Source organism: Aeromonas sp. R2-1 (genome assembly GCF_040908425.1).
In the GTDB taxonomy this organism is placed as follows: Bacteria; Pseudomonadota; Gammaproteobacteria; order Enterobacterales; family Aeromonadaceae; genus Aeromonas; species Aeromonas caviae.
In genome coordinates this window covers 1-19,129 of record NZ_JBFODR010000029.1, presented here as the reverse complement: position 1 = coordinate 19,129, position 19,129 = coordinate 1, and the positions used below count along the sequence as shown (strand labels likewise).

Annotated in this window: 21 protein-coding genes and 1 pseudogene; 13 read left to right on the top strand and 9 right to left on the bottom strand. The window is 61.4% G+C overall.

Annotated features, from left to right (window positions below; genetic code table 11):
- Nucleotides 1–40: 40 nt before the first annotated feature.
- Both AB5Y80_RS09735 and AB5Y80_RS09730 read right to left on the bottom strand, forming a co-directional pair.
- Complete coding sequence (locus AB5Y80_RS09735; protein ID WP_053288836.1) at nt 41–1,537, bottom strand: CoA-acylating methylmalonate-semialdehyde dehydrogenase; 1,497 nt, start codon at nt 1,535–1,537, stop codon at nt 41–43.
- A gap of 98 nt (nt 1,538–1,635) precedes the next feature.
- A complete protein-coding gene (locus AB5Y80_RS09730) occupies nt 1,636–2,964 on the bottom strand; it encodes an aspartate aminotransferase family protein (protein ID WP_368172864.1) in 1,329 nt (442 codons plus the stop codon).
- A gap of 171 nt (nt 2,965–3,135) precedes the next feature.
- Between AB5Y80_RS09730 and AB5Y80_RS09725 the strand changes: the two genes are divergently transcribed.
- The 6 genes from AB5Y80_RS09725 to AB5Y80_RS09700 all read left to right on the top strand — a co-directional run bounded on the left by AB5Y80_RS09725 (nt 3,136) and on the right by AB5Y80_RS09700 (nt 8,327).
- Nucleotides 3,136–3,678 (top strand): cupin domain-containing protein, encoded by a 543-nt coding sequence (locus tag AB5Y80_RS09725; protein ID WP_041214097.1) that lies wholly within the window; start codon nt 3,136–3,138, stop codon nt 3,676–3,678.
- Nucleotides 3,679–3,928: 250 nt separating this feature from the next.
- Nucleotides 3,929–5,425 (top strand): aldehyde dehydrogenase, encoded by a 1,497-nt coding sequence (locus tag AB5Y80_RS09720; RefSeq protein ID WP_368172863.1) that lies wholly within the window; start codon nt 3,929–3,931, stop codon nt 5,423–5,425.
- Between the two features lie 125 nt (nt 5,426–5,550).
- Complete coding sequence (locus tag AB5Y80_RS09715; protein ID WP_010672491.1) at nt 5,551–5,724, top strand: hypothetical protein; 174 nt, start codon at nt 5,551–5,553, stop codon at nt 5,722–5,724.
- A gap of 122 nt (nt 5,725–5,846) precedes the next feature.
- The gene (rarD, locus tag AB5Y80_RS09710; RefSeq protein WP_039039527.1) at nt 5,847–6,743 is read left to right on the top strand and encodes an EamA family transporter RarD; all 897 of its coding nucleotides are present in this window, start codon (nt 5,847–5,849) and stop codon (nt 6,741–6,743) included.
- A 56-nt stretch (nt 6,744–6,799) separates the two neighbouring features.
- Entirely contained in the window at nt 6,800–7,603 is an 804-nt protein-coding gene (locus AB5Y80_RS09705; protein ID WP_010672489.1) for an AraC family transcriptional regulator, read from the top strand.
- An 85-nt stretch (nt 7,604–7,688) separates the two neighbouring features.
- Nucleotides 7,689–8,327 (top strand): LysE family translocator, encoded by a 639-nt coding sequence (locus tag AB5Y80_RS09700; protein ID WP_010672488.1) that lies wholly within the window; start codon nt 7,689–7,691, stop codon nt 8,325–8,327.
- 53 nt (nt 8,328–8,380) lie between these two features.
- Here AB5Y80_RS09700 and AB5Y80_RS09695 read toward each other — a convergent pair whose 3' ends face one another.
- Nucleotides 8,381–9,046, bottom strand: coding sequence for a chromophore lyase CpcT/CpeT (locus tag AB5Y80_RS09695; RefSeq protein WP_368172862.1), 666 nt, complete (start codon nt 9,044–9,046; stop codon nt 8,381–8,383).
- Nucleotides 9,047–9,188: 142 nt separating this feature from the next.
- On the bottom strand, nt 9,189–9,776 hold the full coding sequence (gene eamB / locus AB5Y80_RS09690) for a cysteine/O-acetylserine transporter (RefSeq protein WP_039039530.1): 588 nt from the start codon (nt 9,774–9,776) through the stop codon (nt 9,189–9,191).
- A gap of 104 nt (nt 9,777–9,880) precedes the next feature.
- On the opposite strand from eamB, the gene AB5Y80_RS09685 reads away from it, so the two are divergent.
- From AB5Y80_RS09685 to AB5Y80_RS09675, 3 genes are all read left to right on the top strand, one after another.
- Entirely contained in the window at nt 9,881–10,828 is a 948-nt protein-coding gene (locus AB5Y80_RS09685) for a LysR family transcriptional regulator (protein ID WP_080767915.1), read from the top strand.
- Nucleotides 10,829–10,920: 92 nt separating this feature from the next.
- Complete coding sequence (locus tag AB5Y80_RS09680; protein ID WP_368172861.1) at nt 10,921–11,370, top strand: SRPBCC family protein; 450 nt, start codon at nt 10,921–10,923, stop codon at nt 11,368–11,370.
- A 127-nt stretch (nt 11,371–11,497) separates the two neighbouring features.
- Nucleotides 11,498–12,154 carry a DUF3313 domain-containing protein gene (locus AB5Y80_RS09675; RefSeq protein ID WP_323580560.1) on the top strand — a complete coding sequence of 219 codons (657 nt, stop codon included), beginning with the start codon at nt 11,498–11,500 and terminating at the stop codon, nt 12,152–12,154.
- 60 nt (nt 12,155–12,214) lie between these two features.
- Here the strand turns inward: AB5Y80_RS09675 and AB5Y80_RS09670 are convergent, their stop codons facing one another.
- A complete protein-coding gene (locus AB5Y80_RS09670; protein ID WP_041212145.1) occupies nt 12,215–12,715 on the bottom strand; it encodes a DUF1993 domain-containing protein in 501 nt (166 codons plus the stop codon).
- Between the two features lie 290 nt (nt 12,716–13,005).
- On the opposite strand from AB5Y80_RS09670, the gene ydfZ reads away from it, so the two are divergent.
- Nucleotides 13,006–13,203: a putative selenium delivery protein YdfZ gene (gene ydfZ / locus AB5Y80_RS09665; protein WP_039039534.1), complete on the top strand. Its 198-nt coding sequence runs from the start codon at nt 13,006–13,008 to the stop codon at nt 13,201–13,203.
- A 104-nt stretch (nt 13,204–13,307) separates the two neighbouring features.
- Here the strand turns inward: ydfZ and AB5Y80_RS09660 are convergent, their stop codons facing one another.
- Nucleotides 13,308–13,649, bottom strand: a complete 342-nt coding sequence (locus AB5Y80_RS09660; RefSeq protein ID WP_167826438.1) for an SH3 domain-containing protein — start codon at nt 13,647–13,649, stop codon at nt 13,308–13,310.
- 237 nt (nt 13,650–13,886) lie between these two features.
- Between AB5Y80_RS09660 and AB5Y80_RS09655 the strand changes: the two genes are divergently transcribed.
- Together AB5Y80_RS09655 and AB5Y80_RS09650 are read left to right on the top strand one after the other, a co-directional pair.
- The gene (locus tag AB5Y80_RS09655; RefSeq protein ID WP_368172860.1) at nt 13,887–14,672 is read left to right on the top strand and encodes a hypothetical protein; all 786 of its coding nucleotides are present in this window, start codon (nt 13,887–13,889) and stop codon (nt 14,670–14,672) included.
- Nucleotides 14,673–14,951: 279 nt separating this feature from the next.
- Nucleotides 14,952–15,845: a LysR family transcriptional regulator gene (locus tag AB5Y80_RS09650; RefSeq protein WP_368172859.1), complete on the top strand. Its 894-nt coding sequence runs from the start codon at nt 14,952–14,954 to the stop codon at nt 15,843–15,845.
- A gap of 110 nt (nt 15,846–15,955) precedes the next feature.
- Here AB5Y80_RS09650 and AB5Y80_RS09645 read toward each other — a convergent pair whose 3' ends face one another.
- Nucleotides 15,956–16,438, bottom strand: coding sequence for a hypothetical protein (locus tag AB5Y80_RS09645; RefSeq protein WP_368172877.1), 483 nt, complete (start codon nt 16,436–16,438; stop codon nt 15,956–15,958).
- A 279-nt stretch (nt 16,439–16,717) separates the two neighbouring features.
- Here AB5Y80_RS09645 and AB5Y80_RS09640 point away from each other — a divergent pair, with 279 nt between their 5' ends.
- Nucleotides 16,718–17,425, top strand: coding sequence for a sce7726 family protein (locus tag AB5Y80_RS09640; RefSeq protein WP_368172858.1), 708 nt, complete (start codon nt 16,718–16,720; stop codon nt 17,423–17,425).
- 1 nt (nt 17,426) lies between these two features.
- Here AB5Y80_RS09640 and AB5Y80_RS09635 read toward each other — a convergent pair.
- Together AB5Y80_RS09635 and AB5Y80_RS09630 are read right to left on the bottom strand one after the other, a co-directional pair.
- Nucleotides 17,427–17,882, bottom strand: a pseudogene (locus AB5Y80_RS09635) (hypothetical protein); the annotation flags it as partial.
- A 30-nt stretch (nt 17,883–17,912) separates the two neighbouring features.
- Nucleotides 17,913–19,066, bottom strand: a protein-coding gene (locus AB5Y80_RS09630; protein WP_139739419.1) for an IS3-like element ISAeca4 family transposase whose coding sequence is annotated in 2 segments (ribosomal slippage) — nt 17,913–18,829 and nt 18,829–19,066 — 1,155 coding nt in all. Because the reading frame shifts where the segments join, the coding sequence is not laid out codon by codon here.
- Nucleotides 19,067–19,129 lie beyond the last annotated feature (63 nt).

Here is a 19,129-nt window from a genome sequence, read left to right as displayed (position 1 = left end):
CGGGGGCAAGAGATTAAAGCCATGGCAGCGAGCCGGTGGCTCACTTCATGGTCGGCATGGAGAACTCGGCGCCGGCGCGCAGGCTCTGGGGCCAGCGGGCGGTCACCGTCTTCATCCGGGTGTAGAAGCGCACCCCATCCGGCCCGTGCATGTTGAGCGGCCCGAAGATGGACCGTTTCCAGCCACCGAAGCTGTGAAACGCCATGGGCACCGGAATGGGAACGTTCACCCCTACCATACCGACCTGAACCCGCGTGGTGAAGTCCCTTGCGGTATCTCCGTCACCGGTGAAGATGGCGGTGCCGTTGCCGTACTCGTGTTCGTTGATGAGGCGCAGGGCCGTCTCGTAGTCCGGGGCCCGCACGATGGCGAGCACGGGGCCGAAGATCTCCTCCCGGTAGATGCGCATCTCGGGGCCGACCCGATCGAACAGGCTGCCCCCGATGAAGTAGCCCTCGCCATGGCTCAGGCCCCGGCCATCCACCACCAGCTCGGCCCCCTCGGCCACCCCCTGATCCACGTAGCCGCGCACCTTGGCCAGGTGTTCCCGGCTGATGAGGGGCCCCATCTCGTTCTCCGGACTCTGACCGAGACCGGGGCCGACCCGCAGGGCCGCCACCAGGGGCGAGAGCTTCGCCACCAGGGCATCGGCAGTCTCGTCACCCACCACCACGGCCACCGAGATCGCCATGCAACGCTCGCCCGCCGCGCCATAGGCGGCCCCCATCAGGGCGGAAACCGCCTGATCCAGATTGGCATCCGGCATGACCACCATGTGGTTCTTGGCGCCGCCCAGGGCCTGCACACGCTTGCCGTGGGCCGAGGCGGTGGCATAGATGTACTGGGCGATGGGGGTGGAGCCGACAAACGACACGGCACCGACCCTCGGGTCGGTCAGCAGCACGTCCACCACCTCCTTGTCGCCGTTGACCACGTTGAGCACCCCGTCCGGCAGGCCCGCCTGCTTGAGCAGTTCGGCCATGCGCAGGGAGAGGGACGGATCCTTCTCCGAGGGCTTGAGGATAAAGGTGTTGCCGCAGGCCAGGGCCACCGGGAACATCCAGAGCGGCACCATGGCAGGGAAGTTGAACGGGGTGATGCCGGCGCAGACCCCCACCGGCTGCATCATGGAGTGACTGTCCACCCCGCGGCCCACGTTGAGGGAGTGCTCCCCCTTGAGCAGATGGGGAATGCCGCAGGCAAACTCCACCACCTCCAGACCCCGGGTCAGCTCGCCCTGGGCGTCGGAGAAGACCTTGCCGTGCTCACGGCTGATGAGCTGGGCCAGCTCGTCCCTGTGCTGCTCCATCAGCTCCTTGAAGCGAAACAGCACCCGGGCCCGCACCAGCGGCGGGGTCTGGGCCCACTCCCCAAAGGCGCGCTCGGCGCAGGCAATCGCCTCGGCACACTCGTCGGCCGTGCTGAGAACGACGGAGCCCTGCTGCTGGCCGGTGGCCGGATTGAAGATGGCACCGAAACGCTCGCTGCGACTCTCGGTCGTCTCGCCGTCGATGAAGTTGTCGATCCTGTAACTCATAAATCCTCCGTGATGGGTCATCCGTCCTCCCCTCGCCGCGCCGGGGCAGCACAGGGGGATGACGCCCGGGACGAGCGCCATCCTGTGTGATGTGGGGGTCAGTCCTGGGCCTGCAGGGCGTCCTGCAGCAGGGTGAAGAGATCGTCGATCTGGCTGCGCTCGATGATGAGGGGCGGCGAAAGGGCGATGATGTCGCCGGTCACCCGGATAAGCGCCCCCTTCTCGAAACAGCGCACGAACACCTCGTAGGCCCGCTTGCCCGGCGCATCGGGTATGGATTCGAGCTCGATGCCCGCCACCAGGCCGTAGTTGCGCACGTCTTTCACGTGCTTGCAGCCCTTGAGGGAATGGGCCGCCTCCTCCCAGTAGCCCGCCAGCTCGGCCGCCCGGGTCAGCAGATTTTCGCTCCGGTAGATCTCGAGGGTCGCCAGACCCGCCGCCGCCGCCACCGGGTGGCCGGAGTAGGTGTAGCCGTGGAACAGCTCGATGGCCCCCTTGCCCGCCACCATCATGTCGTCATAGATGTGGTTCTGTACCAGCACGGCCCCCATGGGGATGGCGCCGTTGGTGAGCCCCTTGGCGCAGGTGATCATGTCGGGGATGACGTCGAACTCCTGGGCGGCGAAGGGGGAGCCGAGGCGGCCGAAACCGGTGATCACCTCGTCAAAAATCAGCAGGATGCCGTGTTTGGTACAGATCTCCCGCAGCCGCTTGAGATAGCCCTTGGGGGGCATGATGACCCCGGTGCTGCCGGCGATGGGCTCGACGATGACCGCCGCGATGTTGCTGGCGTCGTGCAGGAAGACAATCTTCTCCAGTTCATCGGCCAGGGTGAGGTCTTCTGCTGGCAATCCCTTGGTGAACGCATTTTTCCCTATATTGAGGGTGTGGGGCAGATGATCCACCCCGGTCAGCAGGGAGCCGAACCACTTGCGGTTGCCGGGAATGCCCCCCACCGAGATGCCGCCAAAACCCACCCCGTGGTAGCCGCGCTCGCGGCCGATGAGCCGGGTACGGGTGCCCTGGCCGCGAGCCCGCTGCCAGGCCAGCGCAATCTTGAGCGCGGTGTCCACGGACTCCGATCCGGAGTTGGTATAGAAGACGTGACCGAATCCCTTGGGGGCGATCTCCACCAGCCGGTTGGCCAGCTCGAACGGCAGGGGGTGGCCCATCTGGAAGGTGGGGGCAAAATCGAGGTGGGAGATCTGCTGGGAGACCGCCTCGGCGATCTCGCGCCGACCATGGCCTGCGTTGCAACACCAGAGTCCGGCAGTGCCATCCAGTATCTTGCGGCCATCCTCTGAGTGATAATACATCCCCTCTGCCGACTTCAGGATGCGCGGCGCCGCCTTGAACTGCTGGTTGGCGGTGAACGGCATCCAGAATGCGGACATGTCGGGGGTATTGATGTCGCTGACAGGTTTCATGGTCACCTCATCCTTAAGGCGTTTAGTAACACCCGGCTCATGCCTATTAAATTAAACACCTGAATCCATAAAAAAGGGCTTTTATCGCCCGGCTTGGTGTCACCCCTCAGGGGTGGTATAAGATATTTAACACAATTTTAATAATAGTAAACAGTCAAGGAGTGTCTATCGATGGATATCGGTCACCGCCTCAAGGCGGTTCGCACCAAGGCGGCCCTCTCCCAGCGCGAGCTGGCAAAACGCTCCGGTGTGACCAACGGCTTTATCTCCCAGATCGAGAAAAATCAGGTGAGCCCCTCGGTGGCTTCCCTGCGCAAGGTGCTGGAAGGCATCCCCATGTCATTGGCCAGCTTCTTCACCGACGAGACGGAGATGGATTCCGAGGTGATCTTCCGTGCGGACGACATGCCGGATCTCGGCACCCACCCCATCAGCTACCGTCTGGTGGGTCACAGCCGTGCCAACCGCGCCATCGGCATGATGCAGGAGATACTGCCCCCGGGCGCCGACACCGGTGACGACATGCTGAGTCACGAAGGGGAAGAGTGCGGCATCGTCATCCGGGGTCAGGTGGAAGTCACGGTAGGCGAGCAGGTTCACCTGCTGGCACCGGGGGATGGCTACTACTTCGACAGCCGCACTCCCCACCGTTTTCGCAACGTGGGGGATCAGGAGTGCATGCTGATCTCGGCCAACACGCCCGCCAGCTTCTGACGGGCCTTCTCCCGGAACAGCCCGCCGGGCTCCTCCCCGCCCGGCCCAGGGATCAAGCCAGCGACACGGGCTCCCGCCCCGCCGCGCGACCCCCGACACCACAGGCCAGGGCGCCCGGTTTGCCCCGCCGTTGGCCCGGGTTGTTCGGGGTCAGTGTTTAATGAATTGTTACAAGATGGATTTACAAGCGGCAGGATGTTTAGCATATTGATACGCGGAGACTGACTTTCTGCCGGTTCAAGGAGTGAACATGAGTGACCTGACCCTGGCCCAGTGGCAACACAAGGCCGCCCATCTGACCCTGCCCTCGCAAGCCTTTATCGACGGCACCTACCGGGATGCCATCAACGGCGCCACCTTCGATTGCATCAACCCGGCCAACGGCCAACTGCTGACCAGGGTCGCCTCCTGCGACGCCGCCGATGCCGAGCTGGCGGTCAAGGCGGCCCGTGCCGCCTTCGACGACAAGCGCTGGTGCGGCCTCTCCCCCAAGCAGCGCAAGCTCATCATGCAGCGCTTCGCCGAACTGATGCGCCTGAACCTGGTGGAGCTGGCACTGCTGGAGTCGCTGGATATGGGCAAGCCCATCGGCGACGCCATGGGGTATGACGCCCCCGCCGCCGCGAACTGCATCGCCTGGAACGCCGAGGCGATAGACAAGATCTACGATCAGGTCGCCCCGGTGGAAGAGTCCGCCCTGGCCCTGGTGACCCGCGAGCCCCTCGGTGTCGTGGCCGCCATCGTGCCCTGGAACTTCCCCCTGGTGATGGCCTGCTGGAAGCTGGGCCCGGCGCTCGCCACCGGCAACTCGGTGATCCTCAAACCCTCCGAGAAATCCCCCCTCACCGCCCTGCGCATCGCGGGTCTGGCGAAGGAGGCGGGCATCCCCGACGGCGTGTTCAACGTGCTGCCGGGCTTTGGTCACACCGTGGGCGAGGCGCTGGCCATGCACATGGACGTCGACTGCATCACCTTCACCGGCTCCACCAAGATCGGCAAGCATCTGGTGCAGTGCTCCGGCAAGTCCAACCTCAAGCGCGCCTTCATGGAGTGCGGCGGCAAGAGCCCCAACATCGTGCTGGCGGATGCACCGGATCTGGACGCCGCCGCCAGAAGCGCCGTCGGCGCCATCTTCTACAACCAGGGGGAAGTGTGCACCGCCGCCTCCCGCCTGCTGGTGCAAAACAGCATCAAGCCCCAGTTCATGGAGCGGCTGCTGGCCCACGCCCGCGAGTGGATCTCGGCCAACCCGCTCGACCCCACCACCCGCATCGGTGCCATGGTGGACCACATCCAGATGGAGCAGGTCCTCAACTACATCGCCATCGGCCAGCAGGAGGGCGCCAAGCTGCTGCTGGGAGGCAAGCGTACCCAGCCCGAGGAGGGCGGCTACTACATCGAACCCACCATCTTTGACAACGTGACCCCGACGATGCGCATCTTCCGCGAGGAGATATTCGGCCCCGTGCTGGCGGTGACCGGCTTCGACACCCTGGAAGAGGCCATCGCCCTTGGCAACGACACCGACTACGGCCTGGCCGCGGCGATCTGGACGGCGGATCTCAACCAGGCGGTGAAGGGGTCGCGCGCCCTGCGCGCCGGCACCGTCTTCGTCAACAACTGGGATGGCGGCGACATGACCATGCCGTTTGGCGGCTTCAAGCAGTCCGGCAACGGGCGCGACAAGTCCCTGCACGCCCTGGAGAAGTACACCGAGCTGAAAAGCACCTGGATCCAGCTCGAATAACGTCATAAATGACGCTTATCAACAAAACAGGGGGGAGAAATCCCCCTTTCTCATTTTTACTCTTTTATCCCCTCGCTCAATCGATATAATCGTCAAATAGCAAGCCATTAAATTTAAAGATAAAAATGCTGTTTTTTCTGGGAAGTGTACTGTTTCTGGTGGTGGGACTGCCGCTGTTGTTCTTCGTGCTGGGTCAGGGGGAAGCCTATGTTACCTGGGGCCCCTGGATCTCCGCCATCGCCCTCATGCTGTGGCTGCTGATGGACGTGGAGAAGATCCGCCGCGGGGGCGGTCGCTGAAGTCGCTCCTGCTGTTAAAATCCCGTCAGACCCATTTATTGTCTTCTTTCCCTGCAAAAGGATCGCTACACTGACTTTTTGCGATGTTTCCCGACATCCGCACTCCAGTGAAGGTTATCCGCATGCAACAACAGATCCAGCGCCAGGGCGTCCTCTATGCCCTCGGCGCCTACACCCTTTGGGGCCTGGCACCCATCTACTTCAAGTCCCTCTCCGCCGTGCCGGCCGCCGAGATCCTGACCCACCGCATGATCTGGTCCTGCGCCCTGCTGATGGTGCTGGTGCTGCTCGGACGCCAGTGGCACAAGGTGCAGGCGGTGCTGCGCCAGCCCAAGGTGCTGCTCACCCTGGCCTTCACCTCCGTCACCGTCGGCGGCAACTGGCTGCTGTTCATCTGGGCCATCAACAACGGCCACATGCTGGATGCGAGCCTGGGCTACTACATCAACCCTCTGTTCAACGTGCTGCTCGGCATGGTGTTTCTGAGCGAGAAGCTGCGCCGCCTGCAGTGGTGGGCGGTAGGGCTCGCCTTTGTCGGTGTCGCCGTCCAGCTCATCGCCTTCGGTTCCCTGCCCTGGATAGCCCTGGTGCTGGCCTCGAGCTTCGCCATCTACGGCCTCATTCGCAAGAAACTGGCCCTGGACGCCCTCACCGGCCTGCTCATCGAGACCCTGATCATGCTGCCGCCAGCCGCCTTCTATCTGTGGGGCATCGCCGACAGCCCCACCAGCCACCTCACCCAGAATGACTGGCACCTGAACCTGCTGCTCATCGCCGCGGGCGCCGTCACCACGGCCCCCCTGCTCTGCTTCACCGCGGCGGCCACCCGGCTCAAGCTCTCCACCCTGGGCTTCTTCCAGTACATAGGCCCCAGCCTGATGTTCATCCTGGCGGTGACCCTGTATGGCGAGGCGCTGGCGCTGGACAAGATGATCACCTTTGGCTGCATCTGGAGCGCCCTGGTGCTGTTCAGCCTGGATGGCCTGCGCAGCGGCAAGCGGCGCCAGGAGGTCGGCTGAGGCGCCGGCGCAATAATCTACAAGCCAAGGGGCCGCTTTCGGGGTATCAATAGGGGATGAACGCCCCCCAATCCCGCATCCACTACTGGCAATCCCGGCTGCTGCCGGGGGTTGAACTCTCCCACTCCCACCACAGGGAGTTCAGCTATGGCCGCCACGTGCATCTGGACTACCACATCGGTCTGGTGCAGCGGGGCGGCCAGAAGTTCATCCACAAGGGGAACAGCCACAACCTGGTGCGCGGCGAACTCTCCACCGTCAACCCGGACGAAATGCACGACGGCCTCAGCCTGCTGCCGGAAGGGTACGAGGTGCGGGTCTTCTCCATCGCCCCCGAGCAGCTGGCCCGCTGGCTGCCGGAACACCCCGAGCCCTTTTTCCACCAGGGATTGCAGAGCCGCCCCGACCTCTATCAGGGCTTTGCCCGCCTGCACATGCACCTGGACGGCCCTGCCCCCGACGGCCTGCTGGCGGAGAGCCAGTTGCTGGCCCTGCTGGGCGAACTGTTCCGGCTCGCCCCCGAGCGCCACGCCCTGGCGGATCCCCAGCTCAGGTTCCTGCGCGACCATCTGCTGGCCCGGCTGGACGAGCGCCACACCCTGGAGGACCTGGCCGCCCTGTTCGGGCTGGATCGCTTCGCCTTCCTCCGTCAGTTCAAGAAGAAGACCGGCATGACCCCCTATGCCTGGCTCAAGCGGCTGCGCCTCGAACAGGGCAAGCGCCTGCTCGGCAGCGGTCTGCCAGTGAGCGAGGTGGCTCTGGCGGTGGGCTTCTTCGATCAGAGCCACTTCCACCACGGTTTTCGTCAGGCCTTCGGGCTCACCCCGGCGGAGTATCGCCAGCAGATGCTGCCCGCCTGAATCGTCGCCGCTGCAATCTTTTACAATCTCCCGTCCCCCGTCCTGCCCCATGCTGTCACCTCCATACCGCTGTCGGAGGTCTTTTATGTTCACCAGCCTGTTTCTGACCCTGGGTCTCGTCCACCTCGTCGCCCTGGCGAGCCCGGGCCCGGATTTCGCGCTCATCCTGCGCACCAGCCTGCACAGGCCCACCGCCCTCGGAGCGGCCCTTGGCATCGCCCTCGCCATCCTGCTCCACGCCACCCTGAGCCTGACCGGCATCAGCCTGCTGATCGCAAGCCAGCCCTGGCTCTTTCTCGCCGTGAAACTGGTGGGTGCCCTCTATCTGGGCTGGCTGGGCTGGGGGGCGCTGAAGGCTGCCTGGCAGGGAAGCGGGGATCTGGCGCTGCGCGCCGGAGGCGAGCGGCCGGGCTGGCGCAAGGGGGTGAAGAGCGGGCTGGCCACCAATCTGCTCAACCCCAAGGCGATGCTGTTCTTCATGGGACTGCTGGCCGCCATGGTGACGCCCCAGGTGGATGGCCTGACCCGGGGACTGCTGATCCTGGAGCTGTTCCTGCTCTCCCTCGTCTGGTTCAGCGCCCTGGCCTGGAGCCTCTCCACCCCCCGCGCCCAGCACCTGCTCGGCCGCATCCAGCGCCCGCTCAACCTGATGACGGGCCTGCTGTTTGGCGCGGTCAGCCTCTCCATCCTGGTGGATCTGCAGGGGCACTGGCCAGCAGCCTGACCGGCACGTCCTTGTTGGCGGCAAGCAGGGAGGGGCCCTGACGGACGGCGCGACTACTCCCCGTGCCGCATCCCCTTGCGCAGGTAGACGTAACCCTCCCCCGGGCTGCCCCAGCGCTGATGGGCGCCGTTGTCATAGGCCCTGTCCAGCAGCCGGACGCTGTCCGGGCCGATCCAGAGGTACTGCACCAGGGTGGTGGCACCGCCAAAATCGGTGGCGCAGTGCCCGACCCGGGTCTGCCCCTTGTACTCCCCGCCCGGCTGGCGGGTCAGCCAGATCTCGCACCCTTCGCGCAGGGAGAGTTGCTGGGGGGTGAGGGAGTCGAGCAGCTCGGGCCGACGCCAGGCGCCGGCAAAATCCATGGCCCTCGGCATGGTCAGTTCGGCCATCAGGATGCGGCCATCGGGCAGGGAGGAGAAGCGGTAGATGCGCTGGCGAAACGGCCGCTGCGCCCGCTCGGTCAGAAACTGCTCCGCATAGACCCAGCGAAAGGGGCCCTCCCCGGGCCAGATCTCCACCAGCCGCAGCTCGGCGCTAGTGAAGCGGGCATCGAAGGTGGCTTGCTCCTGGCTGGAAAACTCCCCCGAGAACCAGGAGAGCAGGGGCTCCAGCCTCCCCTGCGTGGCATGGGGGCCGGGGGCCGTCACGAAGGGGACGGGCGCCGCCCAGATCAGGCTGGCGTAAAACAGCCCCAGCAGGGCCGCCATCAGCTGTGTCATCGAATCCTTCCGAGTCGCTTGCATGGCGGCGATTATATGAGCGAACGGTGACAATAACCTCTATCTTGATCAACTCCTTGAAGAGAAAACGAAAAATCCTCTCTGCAGGCGAAAGGAGGCGACGCCCCCGGCCTGCGTTCCGTCAGATCAGCATCCGAAGCGCACAGTAAACCAACAAGCCCGCCAGCGTCAGGTTCAGAATGCGGCCGTGGCGCTGGAACAGGGGCTGCAGCAGATGACCCGCCAGGGCCCAGCAGAGGTTCCCCAGCGTGCCGATCAGCGCCAGCAGCAGGCTGACGCCCAGCACCCAGACGAATTCTGTGGTGTGGGGCAACACGAAGGTGGAGAGCGCCGTGATGCCGTATAGGATGATCTTCACGTTCACGAACTGCAGCCAGAAGCTGGTCCAGAAGCCGGGCAAGGCTCCATCTGTGCTCGACAGGTTGGAGCCGCTGGCCGCAATGCGCCAGGCCAGCCAGAGCACATAAGCCGCCCCGGCCCAGCTGAGCCAGCCAACCAGCGCGGGGGAGAGGCTGATGAGGGTGAAGGTGAACAGGGCACACAGCAGCATGATCAGCAGGAAGCCCGCACTCATGCCCGCCAGCACCCGGCTACTGCGGCGCAGACCATGCTGATTGGCGGCGCTCAGAGCCAGTATGTTGTTCGGTCCCGGCGTCATGGCCGTGATCAGGGTGTAAGTCAAAAATGCGCTGACAAGGGTCGTGGTCATGGTGTTTCTCCAAATGGGAGTGATACCTTAACGCGGCCATTGGCATCAAAAAATCGAATGTTTTAGCATTCTAAATTCAACCATTTCGATGAATTGGAGTCCCCATGGATTTGCGACGTCTCATTACCCTCAAGACGGTGATCGAGGAGGGCTCCTTCGTGAAGGCATCCCGCAAGCTCTGCTGCACCCAGTCGACGGTAACCTTCCATATCCAGCAGTTGGAGCAGGAACTTTCGCTACAACTGTTCGAAAAAATAGGGCGTCGCATGTGCCTGACCAAGGCCGGACAGAACATCATGCCGCATGTGCACGAGATGATCCGGGTGATGTCGGGTCTGCGCCAGGCGGCGCAGCAGGACGCCGAGCCGAGCGGTGAGCTCAGGGTCGCCATCGGCGAAACTCTGCTGGCCTACAAGATGCCGGCGGTGCTCGAGCGCTTCAAGCGGCTGGCTCCCGGGGTCCGACTGTCGCTCCGGTCCCTGAACTGTTACGTCATTCGCGATGCGCTGCTGGCGGACGAGGCCGATCTCGGTATCTTCTATCGGGTCGGCAACGATGCCGCCCTGCTGATGGAGAGCTTTGGCGAGCAACCCCTGGTGCTGGTAGCTTCCCCCGCCCTCAGCGGTGGTATCGACTTCACCCGCCCGGATCAGCACCTGCCGGTCAGCTTCATCATCAACGAACCCCAGTGCATCTTCCGTCAGATTTTCGAGAGCACATTACGCCAGCGAGCCATCACTCTGGACGGCACCATAGAGCTGTGGAGCATAGAGAGCATCAAGCGCTGCGTGGCCAGCAACCTCGGCGTCTCCTTCCTGCCCCGCTTCGCCGTCGAGCGGGAGCTGAGTTCGGGGGAGCTGCAGGAGCTGCCCTTCTCCCCCACGCCCCTCGTCATCACGGCCCTGTGCGCCCACCACGCCAGCAAGTTTGTCAGCCCCGCCATGCGGGTGTTTATGGAGTGCGTGCAGACGTGCCTGACAGAGGAGGCGTCGCCAGCGGCAAATGCGGCCGCTCATGGCGACCAGGACGCGCGCCGCCTGATGACAACCTAGCCCTTCAATGGGAGCGCCACGACTCCTGACCCTCGGTTGTCCTTCCCCCGAGCGACTATCCTTGCTCGGATACAACCGAGAAGGAACCCAAGATGAGCACAGGAACAGTCACTCTGCATCGCGTACTCAAGGCCCCGCCACAGCGGGTATACCAGGCCTTTATCGAGCCGGACGCCCTGGCCAAATGGCTGCCCCCCCATGGCTTCACCTGCAAGGTGGCGGCGCTGGATGCCAGGGTCGGCGGCCAGTTCAGGATGTCGTTCACCCACTTCGCCAGCGGCCACACCCACGCCTTCGGCGGCGAGTATCTCGTGCTGGAGCCGGGCAAGCGCATCCGCTACACCGACCGCTTCGACGACCCCAACCTGCCGGGGGAGATGCAGGTCACCATCACCCTCACCCAGGTGCTGTGCGGCACCGAGCTCGCCATCGAACAGGCGGGTATTCCGGCGATCATCCCGGTGGAGATGTGCTACCTCGGCTGGCAGGAGTCCCTGATGCAGCTCGCCACCCTGGTGGAGCCCGAGATCCCCGCCGAGTGACCCGACACGGGGGCTCCCCCGGTGGCCCCCGCACAGATACCCCTTGTGAGAGAGGGGCCTGATCAGGTATCTCTGTGGGCAGGGCGGGCTGCGTCCTTGCAGCGACCATCCACCGCCAGGAGCCCCCATGAAACGAGTCTTGATGATGACCATGGCCGCCGCCCTGCTGGGCGGGTGCGCCGTGAAGAACCAGGTCACCCACAGCCTGCAGGCGATCCCGCTCACCGCCTTCCAGCAGAGCGAGAGCAACCCCAACCAGCGCATCTACAAGGAGCCCGGCGTGGATCTGCGCCAGTACCATCAGGTGCTGCTCGACCCCTTGCAGTTCATCCGCCAGGAGAACGGCCAGTGGTATCTGCTGACCGCCAACGAGCAGAACGAGATCGGCCGCTACTACCACGCCACCTTCCAGCGCGAACTGATGAGCCAGGGCGTCAAGATGGCTACCGAACCCGGTCCCGGCGTGATGCGGGTGCAGGCGGCCATCACCAACTTCGACCTGACCCGCCCCGACCCCAAGCTGCGGGATCTGCTGCCCGCCAAGATCGCCATCAACGTCACCCGCGAGGTAATAGGCAAGGAGCCCTATCTGCTCAGGGTGGGCAGCATGGCCCAGTTGCTCGACGCCCAGAGCGGCAAGCTGCTGGTGCGGGTGATGGACGCTCGCGAGAGCCCGGACACCACCCACAAGGATTCCCCCATCACCGCTCTGGAGATGGAGAAGATGATCGATCAGTGGGCCGCAAGTCGCGCCAAACAACTGGCCGACAATCTGGGGCGCTGAGCCGGGCCGAAAACGACAAAGCCTGCCAGGGGGCAGGCTTTGTTGTCGCTGAAGCGCGGCTTATTGCAGGTTCAGACCGCCCAGGTAATCCCGCTTGCCCAGATCCACCCCGGCCTGGCGCAGCAGGGCATAGGTCATGGTGAGGTGGAAGTAGAAGTTCGGGATGCCGTACTCATGCACGCAGCTGTGGCCGTCCATCCCCTTGCCGCCCGCCCAGTAGGGGTAGTAGTGGCCGCTCGCATACTGGCTGAAATCGGCGTCCAGCTTGCCTTGCAGGTAGGCGATGGTCTTGGCCACGTGGGCGCGCAGATCCGCCATGGTCTTGGGATCATCCCCCAGCACCGGCGGCTCGCTCAGGCTGGCAGTGGCCACCACGGCGCGGGCGCTGTCGCAGCAGATCAGCACCTGCTTGCTCAGGGGCAGCATGTCGACGATGAGGCGCTCATTGAAGAAGTTGTCCACGTTGAATTTCTTCGCCTCGGCGTGGGCCTCGGCCTTGGCCAGACACTGGTCCAGGTTGGTCAGCATCTTGATGAACTGGGCTGCGATATCACGATTCATAATGCACTCTCGGTTGGTTGAAGGCAGTAAAACGAGCGGCTCCACTATAGCGCATCCCCCTTGCAGTTCGAGCCCGAGGGGATGAAAAGCGGGGGCGTCCTCCCTGCCCTGCGACAGGCGGTGGCGAGCACCGGCGGGCTGCGAGGCCAGCGCGCCATACCCCGTCGCCGCACCGAGTCCCTCTTTCCCCTTTTTTTGATCTGTGACAGGCATCTCGTTTTTCGAGGGGCGTAGTCTGGAGCCCGTTGCCCCGGCACGGGCCGGGGCACCCATCCCACAAGGAGAATGCCATGAAGATCTACGATCGAAACCGCAATGTGCTGACCCTGGGCCAACGGGTGATGATTGCCGCCACTGGCGCAGTCGACACCCTCAAGGAGGCGCACACCGACAACCTGACCCCCTATCAGGCCGAGCATGAGAAGTGCGTGCTGCTGACGAACAGCCAGGAGCGCTACGCCCCCATCGAGTTGATTAGACTAGGCTGATCCCGTTTTCCGTCACCCTACTCTTTACAATTCACCCGGCCGCACGCCCCGTCGCTGGCCGGGTTTCTCTCTCCGCTCTACTCCTTCTCCGAGCCGCTGCCACCTTATGAGGGCGAGGCGATGCAGCTGGCCGGGATCCAGCCTGATTGCCCCGCTTCGTTGTGAACCCAGAGCCAGCCTGCCAGCTCCCGATCCACTCGAACCCGCTCCCCCACCGCCACATCCAGCTCCCGGGCGGTATAGTCCTGGCGCGCCTGCGCCTCCTCGGCGCTTATCGGGGTCAGCAGGGACAGGGGCGCCCACCCCTCGTTGCCGTCTGCGGTAAAGGTGCGCACCCAGCCCGGAAACTCGTCGTCCTCGTGGCCGATGCGCACCCGCTCTCCGGCCCGAAAGGCGATGGGATTGGGGTAGCAGGTGTGGTGCGCCGTGGTGATCAACGCCAGCATTGTCTCTTCCTCCGACAGGTTCTGTTTGGTGACGCCCCGAGTCATACCACAAGCCGGGCACCGTTGCGTCAACCGGGCTCACACCCTCTGGCAGAGGGCACGCTCCCCCAGGGCGGGCCTACGACCCTGATCCCCACGATTCATTACTGTCAGTGAATTTTCATATCATCCGAGTGTCATTTCAGTGAACACATCACCGCCCTAGACTGCTTCTCGAACCTTAACGAGGAGTCTTGTATGAAACTCACCCCTATCCCGTTGCTGGCCGGCACCCTCGCCTCGGCCTTCTCTTTCAACACCTTCGCCGGTGACATCGTCTCGGTGCAGTTCAGCGATGGCCGCCCCGCCGTGACCGGGGTCGAAGCGGTCAACAACGCGCTCAACCCCATCGGCGTCAACGTGGTCACCGTCGACATTCCCGAGGCCGCCAGGCCGCTGCTTGAAGCCTCTCACCGCCGCGCCCTGACCAAAGCGGAGCACGGCACCCTGATTGCGGCCTTCAATCTGAGTCAGGGGGAGCTGCTGGAGCAGGCCAGGCTCGCAGGCCGCGAGCCCGCGGTGCAAGGAGGCGGCGTCGCCACCGAAGAGACCGGCGTCGGCCCCTACCCCAAGGTCTATGACCTGATGGCGCTGGACGAGCGCACCCGCAGCGCCGTGCTCGGCAAATATGGCCGCATGCACGTCAACTCCGCCGAGGACGGCACCGACATCGACGAGGTGATGACGGTGGTCAGCGGCGGGCCGTTCCGCTGGGGCTTTACCCTCAAAGACGGCAGCATCGCCCGCTTCCAGATAGACAAGGTGGGCCTGGAGGACAAGGCCGTGCGGATCAGCTATCACGGGCTTGGCATGCACGCCGGGTTGATGGACGCAAAACAGGGGCTCTTGGTGGCCTTCGCCCACGGACCCAGAGCGTTCACCATGCGCTACCAGGCCGACGTGCCCCACGCCCAGTTGCTTGGCACCAACCCCTGGGCCGATGTCGGCATCACCCTGCCCCCCGCCCCCGGCAAGGTGCAGTAAGCCGGTGCGTGCCATCTGGCGGCGGGGCCCGGGCCCTGCCGCCTGCTTTTATGCCTGCTACGCCTGCCACCTCGGGGCCGGGGTGCCCGGGGCCCATCGCCTCTCTTTCGTCTGCGTCTCTGCCACGCCCCGGAAGGCCATGATCCGGGCCGGTCTGCCACGGGCAACTCTCTGTCTGGCGGGGGATGGGGGGTGGACACCCCGGGGATCCGCACTATTGTGATAAAAGTGCGCAATGATGGCGCCATCATTTACCAGTAGTGAATTAACGGGGGCAGGATGAACAAGATCACGGCGCTGAACGTCTTTCGCCGGGTGGTGGAAATGGGCACCTTCAGGGCGGCGGCGGACGACCTGCGCCTCTCCCAGGCGGCGGTCAGCAAGAACATCAACGAGCTGGAGGCCTTTCTCGGCATCGCCCTCATCAACCGCACCACCCGGCGGCTGAGCGTCACCGAATCGGGAATGGCCTATTACGGCCAGATATGCGCCGTGCTGGACAGCCTGGAGGCCGCCGACCAGTCCATCATGGCCGCCTCCTTCACCCCCAGGGGCAGGCTGAGGATCGGCATGCCCATGTCCTACGGGCTGATCCGGCTCAACCCCCTTGTCTGCGAATTCCAGCGCCGCTATCAGGAAATCGGCATCGAGGTGATCCTGAGCGACGCCTACATGGATCTGGTGGACCAGGGGCTGGACGTGGTGATCCGGGGGGCTGGCACCCTGGAGGACTCCACCCTGCGCGCCAAACCCCTGTGCGAGGTGCAGCGGGTGCTCTGCGCCGCCCCCGACTACCTGAAGGAGGCGGGCCAGCCCGCCAACCCGGCGGATCTCAAGGGCCACAACTGCCTGCGCTACAGCCTCTCCTCCTCCCCCAACAAGTGGTTCTTCACCCGGGACGCGGAGAGCGTGGCGGTGGAGCTGCCCCCCGCCAGCTTCTGCGCCAACAACGGCATCGCCCTGAAACAGGCGGCGGTGCAGGGGCTCGGGGTGATCCTGGTACCGGATGAATTCGTGTCGAACGACCTGTCGGACGGCACCCTGGTCAGATTGCTCCCCGACTGGCAACCCGACCCCCACGCCCTGTTCGCCGTCTACCCCTTCCACAAGGAGCAGTCCCGCAACGTGCGGCTCTTTATCGAATTTCTCGTCAAGGCGTTTCAGCTGAGGTGAGCCCGATAGGCGGATGCCTGTTGGAACCCGCCTGCATGTAGGTTCGATTAGCGAAGCGTAATCGGACGTTCGTGGAATCGGACGATCGCGTCATCGATCGCTCCCTCTGGCTACCGCCCGCCGTCCAGGATGACGCCCCCTGCCTGTGTTGCCGATGTATCCGCAAATAGTCGCCTGCCAAGCTGGCGGATCAGCAGCAGCGGCGACAACAGGGTGAGCAGCAGCCAGTGGGTGTGGGGCAGGATAAAGCTCCAGATGATCTCGTGAGGCAGCCAGGTCGACGCGGTTGCCGTCATAAAGGCGATGTCATAGGTCTGCCACAACCAGAGCCCGGCAAAGAGCGGCAACAACAGCGGGCGGGGTGTCAGCAAAAACAGCGGCAAGTAAACACAGGCGAGTACGGCGCTGAACTCCAGCATGGCCGGGGTCAGCTCAGACAAGGTATGACTGGGGGAGAGACCGCTCCATTGGACAGGCGTCCCCTCGGCCAATGCAGGCCACCAGGATGCGTATTGAAACAGGGTAAACGAAATCAGAAACAGCAGGCTGGTCAGCAGCGCCAGCGCCGTTTTCCGCAACAACCAGTGCCCCATCCGGCGCAGTGTCGGCATCCATGTAGACATCAATGGCTCCCATTTGGTGACGGGGCAGTATACCGTGACATTGGTCGTTTTTAACGCGGGCAAACCAGAAGGGCTGAATAATCCGCTTCTTGTTTCTGATTTTCTCTACTACTTTAATAATATATAACTTGATGATAAATATAAATCACACATAAAAAGATTCACTCAGAACCTCATTTTGTTTTTTGACTAGATGACCATAATACTGTATTTTGTAATTGTATTATACAATGGTAACTGAATAGTATGATGGCTAAAGAAGTGAAATATTTTGAAAGTGACATTAAGGCTCTATTAATTCAATTTCTAATGGAGAAGAATATTTTATCTGAAGACGCCATTATTATAAATGAGCTTACTGTAGACAAATACGCTCGGAGAGCTGACATCGTTCTTTTAAAAAAAGATGAGCTTCATGCATATGAAATAAAGAGCGATGCTGATGGCCTCACAAGATTAGACGGCCAAATATCAAAATATCTTGAATATTTCGATAAAGTTACTGTTGTTGTTACACGCAAACATACAGAAAAAGCATTGCTAGCTTCACCTATGCAAGTGAGCGTTATCGAACTTAATAACGACAAATTCAAAATTATTAGACGAGGAAGGAAAATAAAAAACACAAGAAAAGAAAGTTTTATATCATTAATGACTAGTGTAGAACTTAGAACATTAGCATCAAGAATTGGATTAGCGGCAAACTCTTATAAAAGAAAAGACTTAGAAAAAGCTATGAGTCTTGCAACATTAAAGCAATTAAGAGAGCATGCTATATTATGTTTAAAGAAAAAATACTCTAGACAATTTGACAAATTTTCAGAGGAGACCAGTCACCGAGTAGTGAAATCGACAGATATATCACTACTCAGCGTGCACAAACGAACATCTAACCATCACAACGGAACACAAAACATTAAAGATATCATAAATAACCTTTACGCTATTGAACAATAGACTAGTCAATCCATTCTTCGTCGGTATCCAAACCTTCAATTAAATCATGATAATGCAACTGCAAATATAGATGAATATTTATTCTAACTGCTGTTGCTCTATTTGGATTAGTGATTCCATAATCATCACCTTTAGATGTAAGTTCTATCATCTGTGTTCCCCAAAGAGCAAGGGAAGGCTCCCAATAATCACTCTTTATAACTTCTAACGCAGCCTCTTTATAGAGAGTTTTTCTTTCCTCACCCGCCTCCTCATTTAATTCCTTCCTGACGAAACGCCAATCATTTTTTAGCGGATAATCTATCCGTGGGGGAGGCGTTCCTCCACCGCCCTTGTTTTTCTCTGCTCTCGCACCGCCACGGTCAGAGTAAACAAATGAAGCATCCGGAAGAGCTTTAACAATCTTGTTATAAAATTGGCGTTCGTATATAGGAATTTCACCACGGTAAGAGCCGCTAAAGCTATTAGGTGAATCGCCCCGGCTTCTCTAGACACTTTTGAGCCGTTCGAAATATTGCTTTTCACACTCTACTGGCGATAGCCCATTGTTGAAACTGTGCCGACGCTTGGGGTTGTAAAACATTTCAATGTAATCGAACACATCCTGCCGGGCCTCCTCCCGATCTGCATAGGTTTTACGTCGGATCCGCTCGCGTTTGAGGAGTTGGAAGAAACTCTCCGCCACCGCGTTATCATGGCAATTGCCACGTCTGCTCATGCTGGCCTTGAGCCGGTGCTCCCGCAAAAAATCCTGCCAGTCATAGCTGCTAAACTGGCTCCCTTGGTCAGAATGAACCAGCACTTCCTGCTCGGGTCGCCGTCGCCACACTGCCATCAGTAACGCGCTGATGGCCAACTCTCGGTCGATCCGTGGCCCCATTGACCAACCAATGACTTGTCGTGAAAACAAATCCAATACCGCGGCCAGATAGAGCCAGCCTTCATGGGTTCGAATATAAGTGATGTCCGTTACCCAGACCTTATTTGGCTCAGTCACATCGAACTGGCGTTCAAGATGATTCGGTGCAACCACCGTTGGCCGGCCACCATAATGACCGGGACGGCGACGATAACCGGTTTGTGAACGCAAACCTTCATGACGCATTAATCGCGCCACCCGGTGTTTCCCACAGGTCTCGCCCATCTCTCGCAGGTCATCCCGGATCTTGCGATAGCCATAGACGCCCCCGCTTTCTAGCCAACATTGCTTGATCTGGCCCAGGAGGCGTTGGTCTTCAAGTGCGCGGGCAGATAAAGGCTGGTGCTGCCAGGCGTAATAACCGCTCGGGTGGACATTCATCATCCGACACAGTCGGCGGATGGGATGTGTGGACGCGTGCACCCGGATGAAGGCGTACCTTACCCTGACAGCTTGGCAAAGTACGCGGCGGCCTTTTTTAAGATATCTCGCTCATCGGTGACGCGGCGCAGTTCAGCCTTGAGGCGCCGAATTTCGGCTTGCTGGCTGGAGTCATGCTGTTGCTGCACGGCGGGCTGGCTGTAGCGCCTGATCCAGGCGTAAAGACTGTGGCTGGAAACACCAAGTCGCTCAGCGACCTCTGCCACTGGGTAATGGCGCTCAGTCACCTGCTTGACGGCGGCCAGTTTGAATTCTTCCGTGTAACGTTGCTGCTTGCTCATAACACCTCCTGATTGACCTCAGTTTGAGGCTCTTGAGGTGTCTAGGAAAGTAGGGGCGATTCA